Source organism: Ketobacter sp. GenoA1 (assembly GCF_003671475.1).
Taxonomy (GTDB): Bacteria; Pseudomonadota; Gammaproteobacteria; order Pseudomonadales; family Ketobacteraceae; genus Ketobacter.
This window is the reverse complement of the sequence record NZ_RCHM01000030.1, coordinates 126641-140567: the sequence shown is the minus strand read 5'-3', so window position 1 is coordinate 140567 and position 13927 is coordinate 126641. Positions and strand designations below refer to the sequence as shown.

Here is a 13927-nt window from a genome sequence, read left to right as displayed (position 1 = left end):
ATCAATGGATGCCCAGCGCATCAAGGAGACCGTGATGTCGTTAATCGTGCTGCATCGACCCATTGCCAGTGATCCGAAACTGCAACGGGTCCATCTGTTTGCCGGGCGCCACCTGGGTGAAGAAGAATTTGACCGGCAACAGGAATACGCTGATGCGCGCCTGTCACCCCTGCTGAAAACCCGACCTGCCGGCGTGGTGTATGGTTTACGCCTGGCCAGCAGCGGCAGTGGCCTGGCCGAGGCAGCCACCTTTGTGGTGAACCCGGGGCTGGCGGTCACGCCCGAGGGGTATACCCTGCACCTGCAATCACCGCTGAAAGCGCAATGGCAACGGGTGATTGAGGATTACCTGCAACGCACCGCCACCGCCGACGCCACCGGCGTGTATTACCTCACCCTGCAGCAATCGCAGAACACCATCGACGCGCCCCGGGTGGAACCCTGCCAACGGGCCGAATTCGATCCCACCCGGGATTCCAGATTGGCCACCGTCACCAGCGTGCGCCTGCAACGACTGGCCATCGCCCCCGCCGTGGTCACCGCAACACCGGCCGACCAGTTACAAAACTGGATTGCCGCCGATCGGGTGGATGCCGAGTTCCTCGACAATTTCAATCAGGCGATTCCCCTGGCCCTGCTGGCCATCACCAGCAGCGGTGACGACCATACCATTAACTGGGTCTCCGAGGCCGCCGGGCGCTATGACGCGGTCGCCCGGTCCGGGTACCGGGTACTGCTCAATCAGACCGCCGCCGCCCTGCGCCAGGTGATGCAGAATCACAGCCTGCCGGCCAATGCGGGAACGCCATTGGCGGATTTTCTGGACAACAATCTGAACCTGGATTTTCTGCCCGCGGCCGGTGAGCTGCCCCTGGCCTGGTTACAGAATGCCGATTCCCCGAACCCGGATTTTATGTGGCTACCGCAGCACCTGAGCGTGGATATGGTACCGGTACCCGAAGATTCTGTGCTGGACCTGATTCATCGCCATCTGCCACGGCGCGTGATCGATCTGCGCCAACCGGCGGGGGACAAAGTGCGTCTGCTGCTGGCGTTGCGCCGCCAGGATTATCGGGCGGACTTACTGGACATTCCACCCACCGACACCCAGCTGGAATCCGACCTCTACCGTTTCTACATGCGCGCCTACAACGCCTGGCATCGCTGGCGCCAGCAATTCGACAAACTCTACTATGTGGAGCCGTCCGACGAGGATCCTCTCACCGGCCCCGGCGATTTGCCTGCCGTTGAACGCCGTGTGCTGGACCCAACCCAGTTCAAGCAACTGGATTTACCAAAACCCACGCTGCCGCCGCTTACGCCCAACACCCTGTTTCAGAATGTGATCCAACGGGCACTCACCGAGTTCGGCAGCAGCGCACCGCCCTACCCCTATAATCGGGGCATTCCGGCACAGCCGGATTTCTACAGCCGTTGGCTGGTGACCGAAGACGGCGTCACCACACCCCCGCCGGTGCCCACGCCGGAGCAGGATGGGCTGGTGATCCAGTATGCGGTTGCCCTGGTGGAATTGGAGGCCATTGAAAACCAGATTCGCGCCATCCGCACCCGCCTGGAGAAAACCCGCGATCTGCTGCTGTTGAAGCGTCAGCAACTGGATTCGCAAACCGTGGCCCTGTCTGCCCTGGCCGGGGGCGTTGCCGGCGATGGCAATGGTCTGCAGGTGGCGCGCTGGCTGCCTTACGCCAGCCTCAATACCAACCTGTTGCCGGAAGAAGTCTCCACCCCCAGCGCCACCTCCCGGTCGGTGTCTGGAATCAGCTCAGGTACCATGACCAGTCGCAGCATCAGTGGGGCAGTGAGTAGCACTAGCAAAACCTCCGCCACCGGCAGCAACTTCAACTTCAGCAACAATCTGCTGTCTTCCGCATTGAACACCAGCACCAGCAGCACACCCAGTTACCTCACCAGCAAGCCCCAGACCTTTTCCGCGTTTGAACTGGGTATCAACAAAAAACGCCTGGACCTGCTGGCCAACCTCGCCAAAAGTGCGGTCAGCAAGCCCGCCTTTGAGGCCAGGGAATTTCGCTTTGGTGTGCTGGACCACATCAGCCCGGAAATCAACGAATACCGCAAAGCCTATTTCGGCATGCAGGATCTGGTGACCACCATCAACGATCTGTTTGATCCCACCGACGCCTCCGCCCTGCGCAAGAAACTCAAAGTGAGCGAGCAGAATCTGGGGCTGACTGCACCGGCGGTACTGGATGCGCAGATCGAGGCCGAAGCCGACAAGCAAGCCGGAGACGATGCCACCAAACGGCAACAGCTATGGGGCCTTCTGGCCAACCAAAAACGCTACGAGGCGCTGTTCAATGCCGGTAAGGTGCTCACCAAATGGATCTCCATTGTGGAGAGCCGGTACAACCAGATTGAACGCAAACTGCAGGGCAAACTGCGGGAACACACCCGCAAGCTGGCGCAGATCGAAAAACTCAGTGGCCTGATCCGGGTGGCGCGGGAAACCCTGGAAAACCTGGACCGTTTTTTCGATGAGCAACTGGGTGACTATGGCGTGGCGCAGCGCCTGCTGGAGGAAGACTGGCGCCGGGCCCATGACGCCAATCTGGAACGCAGCCGTATTCTTACCCGTGCGGTTCAGGGCCTCTACTATGTACGGGTACGCAACACGCCGGTGTCCGTACCAGTGGCGGACCCCCTGTCCCTGCGCTACAAGAGCCGCAACGATATTGTCCCCGGATGTGACGGGGATACCGATGCCGCTTTACCCGATGAACTGGAATACTTTTTCGATGCCGTCACCGAGATACCCATGCAGTATTGGGCGGATCTCAAACCGCAGCGCAGCAAACTGCCGGCCTTTGAAAAATTCGATTATCTGGGTCAGTTACGGCAGGCCCGTTTTAAAGCCAGAAGCCAACGGCTGACGGTCAACGCCGGTACAGACACGTTGCAGGCCCGACTGCATACCGTGCACATACAGAACCAGTCCATGCTGAAGCAGTGGTCGCGATTGACATTGCCCGCATTCACCCACAGCAGTGTACAGACCCAGGCACGCGCCGCCACCGTGTTTTCGTTGGAGGATTTATCGCAAAGCGGTACCCGCAGCCTGCGCAGCGAAGCCCAGGCCCTGCGCCAAAAGCTGGAGCAATGTCAGGCCTGTCTGCTGGAAAAACTGGCGCAACTGCCCGGCTCGATTCGGCTGCAGTGGGGTCAACTGGCAGAAGACGACCGCATTCGGGTGGAACAGGTCAGCTGGTGGCCCGGACTGGAACAGGCGGAACAGGATGACTTCAACGCCACCCGCACGGTCTCCGAGCTGATAGCCTGGTGGTTCCGCCAGTTAAGCGACGATGCCGACGCCGCCAGTCGTAGCGCCATGCGCAATATGATCCGTGCCACGCTCATTTTTGCCTCCCTCGGTGATCCACAGGAAATCGTGCGCGGCAATGTATTTGTGGCACCGCGGGTTGTGTTACCCGGGGAACGCTTTCGGGTGAAACTGAATCGCCGTGTGTTGCCCGGTAACCGCTTACAACTACTGGATCTGAATCAACAGGTGGCGGCGGAGCTGAGTGTTGTTGATCACAGCCCGGACAGCACCCAGGTTCGCATAGTGAACGTGATCCAACCCAATATCACCATTAATTCACGCTTTGCCGTTGTTGGTAGAACCCGTCGGTAAGGCAAACCGTTAACCCAGGCGTGGAAGCACGATGCTGAACACATTGTACGACACCACCATCGGTACCCTCAGGGTACGTGGCCCAAGGGCGGACCAGGATGCCGTGCAGCAGGATCTGCAACGGGCAGACTGGCCGGAAGCTCCCGGCCAACAGGTGGTTTTTGTGCGCCGACTCAAAGTCAGCCAACGGCGTGATCAGATCCGTGCCAGCCTGCTTCAGGAGGCCCGTCACTGTGTGCTGTCCGGCAACGATCCCAACCAGGTGATGCGTTTTGCCAACACGCAACACATGCTGGCGACCTTGCTCTCCGACCTGGCCCGGGGCGATGCCGGCCGGCGTTGGTACTGGCAACGCTGGCGACAACTGATCGCCATGCCGGTAAGCCAGGCCCTGTACTCAGTGTTGGCGGACCACCCTGAGCAGATCAACGCCCTCACGGAACACCTGTCCCAACAGCAGACACTGCCACTGGTCTGGCGCCGGCTTACCGAGGCCGACGCACTGCAACTGTGGCGGGAACTGTGCTGGCATAACGGCTACCGGGATGCGGAAACAACTGAAACAAGCGCACCGACGGCAACCACACCCAACGCGGAAAGGCACGGTATAACCCATCGATCCAACAACATTGCCGCCACCATTCCCCGCAGCGTACTGCAACGCTGGCAACCGGTATTGGTGGCGCATACAGCCCAGTGCCACCGTGTGCGTCTGGCCGCACTGTTGCTGGCCCAGGAATGTTGCCCCATCAGCCTGCAACACAGTGTTAACCACACCGTAGACGCATTGATCACAACCTTAACTGATACCGCGTACCGGGCCCTAGCCACTGCACCAACAGAGCCGCCCGTGCAGGGGACACCCGTGAATACACACACCCCAACGGGCTCCGATACACCAACGGCCGGCACTCCGCCAACGAATGTGAACCCGCAACGCTCTTCACCCACCGCAGTGCAGTCAACCGCTGCCATCCCCGCTGGAAAGCAACCGTTGTCAGCCAAGGCGACGGGGCCGGCCCAAACAACCGCTCAGGAGATAACACAGGTTCAAGGCACCGGCAGCCGGCAAGGCGATCCCGGGGCAGCAACGGATCAGCCGGTTCCCACACCGCCTGCTGCACAATCCATGAAGGTAGACCTGCATTCCACTGCAGCTGACCACTGTTTCCATACCCGCCAGGGTGGTGTCTTCTATCTGTTGAACTTTCTCAATCGCCCAGCCATGCAGACCATCATGGGCGACTACTGGCAAGACATTGCCAACGGCTGGATCTGGCTGTATCGGGTTGCAGAACGATTACAGCTGGATGTTCAGGATCCGGTGGCCCGGTTTCTGGCGCAACAACTGGGTTTCGATCACAGCGACGCATTGCAAAGCTTGCCCGCTCTGCCCGCAGCTGAGCGCATCACGACACTGGCGCAGCAGTGGTATGGGGCGGCCGACCTATGGCAGCCATCCCTGTTGATGCTGCCTGCCACTGTTCACTACAGCGCCAGCCATGTGGACATGCACGTGGCCGCCAACCATGTGCAGCTGGAACTGCGCCTGGCCGGCTTGGATATCAATCCGGGCTGGCTGCCCTGGCTGGGCCGCGTGGTTCAATTTCATTTTGATCGGAGCGAGGCCACACCCAATGAATGATCTTGCCCTGCTGTCGGTTCCCCAATCCAGTCGTGCCGCCCTATTGCGTTGGGTGGCATTGGGACTGGCCTGTTATCAGCAACAACAGCCCCGTGATGCGTGGGAAACCGAAAACGATTGGTGGCAACAGCACTGGCCACCGGCCAATGGCCCACTGGCGGACTGCATCCGTGACCTGAATCTGAACATCAGGGAAACGTTTCTGCTGTTGTTGACGGGCCAGGTGGAAACGGTTCCCCATATCACCTTCGCGCTGCACGGATTGCAACAACCGGACAGCAACGGCAGCCTTTCGGTACATCTGGCGTTGGAGCTGGTGGACAACCTGTTTGCACCCACCCCCCCCTGGACCACGCTGGACTTGCTCAACAGCCCCTTACTGCAGCACAACGTATTAACCCTGGAAGGCGATGTACCGCTGCCACTGCAAAGCCTGCGCATGGACACCGCGCTGTGGTCCGTACTGAATGAGCACAGACCGCTCTGGCCCGGCACCCATCCCTTGCCGGAAACACAGCGCCAGTTACTGCCCACCCGATCCCGCCAGGCCCTGCCCAAGCTGGCGGAAATGCTGCACAGCGGGGAACTGCGTACCCTGATCATTCGCGGCCACCCCAACAGCGGGCGTCACCTGATGGCGGCCGAACTGGCCGCACTGCTTGACCTGCAACCGATTGCCACGCCGCTGGCCCTGTGGCAGCAGAACGGCCCATTCCAACTTGCCTGTCAACACGCCAACTGGCTACCGGTGGTACAGGTGAATCTGGCCGCGGGTGAGGCGCTGCAATGGCCCACATCCCAACCCCATCACCCGGCTGTCATCATCATCAACATGGATGGTGCCGTGGCGGGGGAAGGCTGCCTGGAACACCTTATTGGATTGCCGGACCAGGCGCAGCGCCAAGCGCTGTGGCAGCACACGCTGGGCGACAACACCCTGGCGCAGCAGTTGAGTGGCAGTGCCTTGTTGAGTGGCCCCACCATCCTGCAGCTGTCGCACTCAGCACAACGCCTGGCCCGGCAATCCAATCAACCCGTCACCGCCGACATGATTCGTCAGGCGCGCCAGCAACAGGGCACGGAAAAGCTGCGCCTGCTGGCGCAACCGGTGCTGCGGGATGTGGGTAAAAACGCGGTGGTGTTTCCGCCTTTGATTGATCAGTACCTGGAGGACATGATCGCGCGGGCACAGCGCCGGGAATCCCTGTGGTGCAACCTGGGGGACACCATGCAAGCCAGTTCCAACCCTGGCCTGCGGGCGCTGTTTGTGGGTGAAAGCGGTACCGGCAAAACACTGGCCGCCAGTTATCTGGCCAACCGGCTGGGTGCGCCACTGTATCGTGTGGACCTGGGTGCCGTGATGAACAAGTACATCGGCGAATCGGAAAAGAACCTGGGGCTCTTGCTGGACCAGGCCGCCGCCGCCGACGTCATGCTGCTGTTTGATGAGGCTGACTCCCTCTTCGGCAGCCGTACCGACGCCAAACAAACCGGCGAACGCTATGCCAACAACCTGACCAATTACCTGTTATCCCGCATTGAAAGTCATCCCGGCATTGTGGTGCTCACCACCAACAATCGGGAACGTATCGACAACGCATTTAACCGCCGTATTGAAGTGATCATTGATTTCCCGCTGCCCGGTTTCCAGGAACGCCTGCGTTTATGGCACAGTCATCTGGGGCAACGCTCACCCGGGGCAGACATCATCCGCAGCCTTGCCAGCCACTGTGATTTAAGCGGTGGCCAAATCCGGAATGCGGTTTTAACCGCCGCCGGCACACAATCAGCACAGGAACCCCTCGCCGCCCGGGCACTGATCCAAGCCATAGCCCGTGAGTATCAAAAACTGGGCCGCAGCATGCCGCCGGCGCTGGATAATCTGGGACGATAGCCATGGAAAGCCAACAGCTCAGCAAAACCCAATCGAAGACTCAGGCCAAAAACAAAGGCCCCGGTAAAGTACGGCGCAAGGTGCGCAAACCCGCCTATCTGCAACGCAAACTGCAGGTGAGCGACCCCGGTGACAAAGAAGAGCAAGAGGCCGACAAGGTTGCTGCCGATGTCAAACGCAGCCCGCGATCCAATCCGCAAGAAGAGGCCGCGCCGGTAGAGTCGGCTCAACGGGTGGTGGCACGTTCCATAGCCCGCCAGGGCGATGATGAAGAGGAAGAAGAGGAGATGATGCCGAAGATCCGGCGTCAGGAAGAGGAGGAAGCAGCCCAACCAAAACTGTATCGACAAGAGGAGGAAGAAGCACAGACTAAACTCTGGCGTCAAGAAGAGGAAGAAGCACAGACTAAACTCTGGCGTCAGGAAGAGGAGGAAGCACAAACCAAACTCTGGCGTCAGGAAGAGGAGGAAGCACAAACCAAACTCTGGCGTCAGGAAGAGGAGGAAGCACAAACCAGTTCTGAAGCCAATCCTGAGCCGGAAGAAACCTCCGCCACTCAACTGGAGCAACGGATTCAGAACAGCCGGGGGCACGGCAGCCCGCTGCCGGACACGGTGCTGAAAGATATGGAGCACCAATTCGGCAATGACTTTTCCAGTGTGGTCATTCACAACGACAACGAAGCGGCGGCACTGTGCAAAGAGCTGAATGCGCGGGCGTTTACCATCGGCAGCGATATTTATTTTGCCCCAGGAGAATTTACACCGGAAACCGAGCGGGGCCGCGAGTTACTGGCCCATGAACTGACCCATGTGGTGCAACAGAGTCGCCACGTGGCACGCAAGATTTATCGTAACACCACCGGAACCAGCGCGCCAGCAGCGGCCACCCCAGCGGATCGCGCAACTCAACGGGGAGCCACTCTGGGCAGCAATGGTGTACTGTCTCATCCCACTCTGGGAGAGATGGATCGCAGCGCCCATACCATCACCCTGCCCCGAATCGACCTGCCCGCGGTGAAAAAGCCGTTCACACCGGCACCCTGTGTGATCGAGGCGGGCCGTACCCGCGACAATACCCAAAGCAGCGTCTGGGACGGCGCCATACAGGATGGCAGCCTCGACTCGGCCCTCACCACCAAAGTCGCCAACGCTCCCAGCATGACCATCAACAACCAGCCCGCATACTACTTGAAACTGAAACGTGAAAATCAGTTCATCATGGGCAACAAACCCCAAATTGTGCAGCAACTGAAACGGCCGCGCTGGAACCGGCAAGGCAATTTCAGAACCTATGATGTGGACCACAAACGTGAGTTTCAGCTAGGTGGTAGCGATGGTGACATCAGCAACTTCTGGCTGCTGGAATCCTCAGCCAACCGCAGCTCGGGCGCGAAGATCAACAATGAGCTCAATCGCAAGTTGGATTCACTATTGGCCCTGGGCCGCCATGTCTGGTCACCCAATACGGTGCGCAGCAGTGCCATCAATGCCCGGGCCCGGGATGAAATCACCATTCAGCAACATGGGGCCTCCATGCGGGTGGCCGGCCACCCGCAAGACCACTACACCGTTGACCAGATCAACTCCGGCGTGCACCTGGATGGCTTGAACGTTCTCAATGAACGCCAGATTCGACACTTCAACCTGCAGGGCAGTCCCACCCGTATCGTCATTTTCTCCAATCCCAACGGCGGTCAACGGGCCAGTATTCCCTGGAGCGAGGGCCAGCAACAGGTTGAACTGGGACGCGATCCCGGCTGGGGATTCAGCGGTCGCAATTCCGCTGCCAGCATTCGCGTCACCCAACTTAACTACCAACAGGCAGCCGGCACCACCGAGGGCGGCACAGGCACCGTCACCGGCTTTGCCTACAGTCAGAACAAATACCTGATGGGACAACCCTTCACTTGGAATATCGTGCCCATGCCCGGTGTCATGTATGGTGGCACCATCGACCCCGCCAGCGTACAGAGCTGGGTGCGTAATCGGCTGCGGGCCAAGGGCTTCAGCCCGGTGGAAATCAATAACGCCCAATTGCAAGGGGGTGTGGGGCTGGTTGCCGGCGGTCACATCAATTGCGATCTGCCCCTCCTGTCCGGCACCCAGATCGGGCTTAACGTCACCGGTGAAGATGTCGAAGTGGATGCCACCATCCCCATCGACGGCATCCGTTTGCCCCGCCCCATCAATATTACCCACAGCTCGTTGCGGCTCTTTGCCGGCACCCGTGGTTTCGGTGCAGAAGGGGTAATTGGTGTCGACATTCAGAACGTAGGCAGCGGCGAGATCCGCGCCAGCATGTCCACCGCGCAGCAGTTCGAGGCCGAGGGCAAGTTCAATTTTGATCCCAACCTGTTTGACCGGGCAGAGATCGACGTCTGGTACCGCAACGGACAGTTTGGTGGACGCGGCACCATTGGCATCGACCAACCGGACAAGATCAAAGGCATTCGCTCCGCCAACGTGACCGTGGAATACAATGAAGGAGACTTTTCCGCCGAGGGTTCCGTGCAGCCCGACATTCCCGGTATCGAAGAGGCCGGCCTGTCAGTGGATTACTCCGAAGAGAACGGCCTCACCATTTGCGGCAACCTGCAGCTGGCGGCCAACCCGGCCATCCGTTCCGGCTCCATCGAAGTCAGCGTCAACAAGCAGGGTGATGAGTGGAAAGTCAGCGCCACAGGCACCGCCCAACCGGCCATCCCGGGCGTCGACTCGCAATTAACCGTGAGCTATGACGATGGTGCCTTCACCGCTGAATTCAGTGGTGCTTACCAACGCGGTATGCTCTCCGGCCGGGTCACCGTCGGTGCCTCCAACCGCGCCATCGGCGAGGACGGCCTGCCCAGTGGCGAGCCGATGGCGGATGGCGCCCTCAACATCTATGGCTCGGGCTCCGCCACCATTCAGATCGCGCCCTGGCTGCAAGGCACCGCCGGCATCCGCTTCGATCCCAACGGCGAAGTGACCGTGTCCGGCGAAATCGGCATTCCCAATGAGGTGGAAATCTTTGCCCGTCGCGAAATCAACAAATCCATTTTCAATATTGCGGTGCAGGCCCCCATCGTTCCGGGCATCGTCGCAGAAGTGGGCGGCGGCCTCAGTGCCGTAGCGGGTATAGGGCCCGGTGTCATCGATGAGCTCAGCATCGGCATCACCTATAACCCTGCCCACGAAGAAGACACTCGAGTTACCGGTGACGCCCACCTGCGCGTGCCCGCCGACGCCGGTTTGCGCCTGTCGGTACGCGCCGGCATCGGTTTGGGCATCACCGGCGCCAGCGCCACCGGCGGCCTTGAAATCGGCGGCACCCTGGGCATTGAGGGCGCCGCCGAGGCCGGTGTCCATATTGACTGGACACCCAGCGAGGGCCTGGATATCACCGCTAATCTGGCGGTGCACGCCCAACCCAGCTTCACCTTCGATATCGGCGGCTACGTCAGCGTGCGCGCCTTGGGCTTCAGCGTGTACGACGAGCGCTGGCAGTTCGCCAGCTACAGCTTCGGTTCAGGCTACCGCTTTGGTATCCGTCTGCCGGTGCATTATCACGAGGGCGAGCCCTTTGACATCTCCCTGGACGACGTGCAGTTTGAAGTCCCGGATATCGATACCAATCAACTGTTGAGAGGCCTGATCGGGAGGATCGCATGACCAATACCGTCAATGATTTATTACAACAGGGCCTGCAGGCACACAGTCAGGGCGATCTGGATGGCGCCGCATCCGCCTATCAGGCGGCGCTGGACCTGAACCCCGACAGCGCCAGCGCGCACAACAATCTGGGCTTTGTGTTAAGCCAGCAACAGCAATGGCAGGGGGCTCTGATTCATCTGCGTTCAGCCATAGCATTAAACCCCCACTCTTCCATGAGCCACTGCAATCTGGGGCAGGTATTGATCGCCCTGGATCAGGTGGAAGAGGGTTTGGGTCACATCGAGCAGGCCGTGGCGGAAGATCCGCAAAATCCCATTGCCTGGGATACCCTGGCCCGCTTCAAAGTACTGCTGGGTGATTTTCAAACCGGAGAATACGCCGCACAACGGGCCATCAGTCTACAACCTGAAAGCAGCCCCTTGCATGTGCGGCTGGGCATTGCCCAGGCCGCCCAGAAACGCTACAACGAGGCCATGAACTGTTATCGCCATGCCCTGCAGCTTGATAATCAAAACGCCGAGGCCTGGGCTCAATACGGCATCACCTGTTTTCTCAATAACAATTTCGGTGATGCCCGCCAGGCGCTGCACAATGCCCTGCACCTGAACCCAACCGACGCCAATGCGCTGCGCCACTTGGCACTGACCGAACTGGGCCTGGGCAACCGGCAACAAGCCATGAATTATCTGCAACAAATCGTTGAGCAGATTCCCCAGGACGACGAATCCAAAGTGGAACTGGCGGTGTTGCATCTGTCTCAGGGTGAACCTGAGCAGGCCCAGTCATTACTGGACAGCGTGGCACCTCAACATCAGGACAACAATCGCTACCGTTTTTATCTGGCCCTAACCAAGCAACAAAGCGGCGCTGTGGAAGAGAGCCAGACCCTGCTCAACGCACTGAGCAAAAATCAGGATGACTACGCTCACAAGGCACAGCAAATATTGCAAAAAATGCACTGAATCAACGTTTCAAATAGCCATTGCAAAGGCAACAACGGGAGTATAGAGTTTATTGAAGAGCACTACTGCGGTGTGAAAAGCCTTCGGGCTCGATGACGGCTGGAACAACTAAGCAAATGCGTGTCCAATAGTATTCGTAAGAAGCCGCGAAGAGGTGTACCAAGCGCCCCGTACAAGGGGTTGTGCCTCAAGGTAAAATTCCGGTTTCCCAAGGATTTTTCCGTCAACGGCATCGGCGGTAGGCTGGTGGGGTTTGTGGATTTGCGATAAAGCGCTGTTCACTGTGAAACGTTCAACTCACCGGGCAACGTGACCCTAGTGTGTCTGCCAAGGAAGCATTCCACCAATGTGGTGGTTTTCAGTCTTTCGAAGCGTTATCACGACAGGTTATGAAGCTCATCGTGTGCGATTCGGATTGCAGAGAATATTTGCTTGACTGCACATCTGCCCCCACTGGCACGCTCCTATTTTTTGCCCAATACAAAATGCTGTCCAGCAAACGAGCCGCAGAGCATCGTAATATTCCAACAATAATCCGGTTTGCTGGTTAGTGGTATTTGAATTATTGAGGCAGTGTCTATGCAACCATTAATCGCTCCTGTTCTTTCTTCCAATAAATCCACGTTGCGCCAGCTGGAAAAGCGAATGGCGTCGGTACGTCACTACCAACACTGGTTTGAATTGGCGCAGGAACACGATTCCCGTTCCGGAGCTGCCCAGTGGCGCGACCAGGAAAAAACCCACCTCTACGATTACACGGCCATAAAAGCCCGCCACGCCAAATTGAAAACATTGCTCAACGCCGGCGCCCACCAGGAGCTGCTTTACGCCCTCAATGAAGGTGTGCACGGCAACATGGGTGGTATGGGCCGCCCCATTCTTTACAGCCGGGCAAAAGCCGGCACCAAACTGCTGATCGACAGTTACGTGGCCACCATCGCCCAGGCATTGGAATGCATCCATCGCAGCCCCGACTCGGTAATCCCTTACCCGGAGAAACTGGATTTTTTCCGTCGCGCCAGCCATTGCTATGGGCGCAGCGCATTGTTGTTGAGCGGTGGCGCCGGGCTCATCTATTTTCATCATGGTGTGGTTCAGGAACTGATTGATCACGACCTGTTGCCAAACGTGATTTCCGGTGCCAGTGCCGGATCCATCGTTTCCGCTTTACTGGGCACGAAAACCGATGCCGAGCTGAAAGCAGGTTTCTTCCGCCGCAAACACTATGAAGAAACCAAGAACACCCGGCTCATGGATGTATTCATGGGCCGGGTTACCGATGCCGAGGCCAAGTCCGCCCGGGAGCGCACCCTGGATGAGATCGTGCCGCTGGATCTGACCTTTCAGGAAGCGTTTGAGATGACAGGTCGCTATATTAACGTGTCCATTTCACCGGCAGAAAAACATCAGTCCTCCCGTTTGATGAACGCCATTACCTCACCCAACGTCTACATTCGGTCTGCCGTTTCGGCTTCTTCCAGTGTACCCGGGCTGATGCCCTCCGAGCGCCTCTATGCCAAGGGTTTTAACGGCAAAGCCCGGCCCTATCTTGCCAGTCGCCGCTGGGTGGACGGCTCCGTTTCCGGTGACTTACCGGCCAAACGCCTGATGCGTCTCTATGGGGTGAATCACTTTATTGTCAGCCTGATCAATCCCATGGTGGTACCCTTTGTTGAAGACGTCACCACCCGCCAGACCAAAGGCTATCGTCACACGTTGTCGGCGGCTTTCATCAAGGTGCTCAATGAATCCCTCTCCACATCGGAACGGTTTCTCGATCGCCGCGGCGAAATGGGCAGCCGGATTGCCGCTCAGATTGCTTACCTGGTGCGTATGCTGGAACAGAATTATCTGGGCGACATCAATATTCTTCTGCGTAAACAGGATTTCAAATGGCGACAAACCGTGTTCGAATTCAAGGATGGCGAAATTGAAAACCTGATTGATATCGGCATGCGCTCTACCTGGCCAAAACTGGCCCAGATAAAAAATGCGGCGTTGATTTCCAAAACACTGGATCGGATTCTAGAGGATCTAAACCGTGAGGGGCTCAACGAACCGGGCCGCAGCATTCATCATATTTATAGCTGACACTGTGCA

General features: G+C 58.5%; 6 protein-coding genes. All 6 read left to right on the top strand.

Annotated features, from left to right (window positions below):
- The first annotated feature begins 34 nt into the window (after window positions 1–34).
- The 6 genes from D9N13_RS12660 to D9N13_RS12635 all read left to right on the top strand — a co-directional run bounded on the left by D9N13_RS12660 (window position 35) and on the right by D9N13_RS12635 (window position 13918).
- Window positions 35–3670, top strand: coding sequence for a hypothetical protein (locus D9N13_RS12660; RefSeq protein WP_290590478.1), 3636 nt, complete (start codon window positions 35–37; stop codon window positions 3668–3670).
- 31 nt (window positions 3671–3701) lie between these two features.
- Window positions 3702–5315, top strand: a complete 1614-nt coding sequence (locus D9N13_RS12655; protein WP_290590474.1) for a hypothetical protein — start codon at window positions 3702–3704, stop codon at window positions 5313–5315.
- On the top strand, window positions 5308–7209 hold the full coding sequence (locus D9N13_RS12650) for an ATP-binding protein (RefSeq protein ID WP_290590471.1): 1902 nt from the start codon (window positions 5308–5310) through the stop codon (window positions 7207–7209). Before D9N13_RS12655 ends, D9N13_RS12650 begins: the two co-directional genes overlap by 8 nt.
- 2 nt (window positions 7210–7211) lie before the next feature.
- Window positions 7212–10862, top strand: a complete 3651-nt coding sequence (locus tag D9N13_RS12645; protein WP_290590468.1) for a DUF4157 domain-containing protein — start codon at window positions 7212–7214, stop codon at window positions 10860–10862.
- Window positions 10859–11827 carry a tetratricopeptide repeat protein gene (locus tag D9N13_RS12640; RefSeq protein WP_290590465.1) on the top strand — a complete coding sequence of 323 codons (969 nt, stop codon included), beginning with the start codon at window positions 10859–10861 and terminating at the stop codon, window positions 11825–11827. The genes D9N13_RS12645 and D9N13_RS12640 overlap by 4 nt, the downstream gene beginning before the upstream one ends.
- 579 nt (window positions 11828–12406) lie before the next feature.
- A complete protein-coding gene (locus tag D9N13_RS12635) occupies window positions 12407–13918 on the top strand; it encodes a DUF3336 domain-containing protein (protein WP_290590462.1) in 1512 nt (503 codons plus the stop codon).
- The last annotated feature ends 9 nt before the right edge of the window (window positions 13919–13927 follow it).

Bases quoted from the DNA above. Each gene is read 5' to 3' on its own strand.
- D9N13_RS12640 (WP_290590465.1), top strand. From the start codon at position 10,859: ATGACCAATACCGTCAATGATTTATTACAACAGGGCCTGCAGGCACAC.
- D9N13_RS12660 (WP_290590478.1), top strand. From the start codon at position 35: ATGTCGTTAATCGTGCTGCATCGACCCATTGCCAGTGATCCGAAACTG.
- D9N13_RS12635 (WP_290590462.1), top strand. From the start codon at position 12,407: ATGCAACCATTAATCGCTCCTGTTCTTTCTTCCAATAAATCCACGTTG.
- D9N13_RS12655 (WP_290590474.1), top strand. From the start codon at position 3,702: ATGCTGAACACATTGTACGACACCACCATCGGTACCCTCAGGGTACGT.
- D9N13_RS12650 (WP_290590471.1), top strand. From the start codon at position 5,308: ATGAATGATCTTGCCCTGCTGTCGGTTCCCCAATCCAGTCGTGCCGCC.
- D9N13_RS12645 (WP_290590468.1), top strand. From the start codon at position 7,212: ATGGAAAGCCAACAGCTCAGCAAAACCCAATCGAAGACTCAGGCCAAA.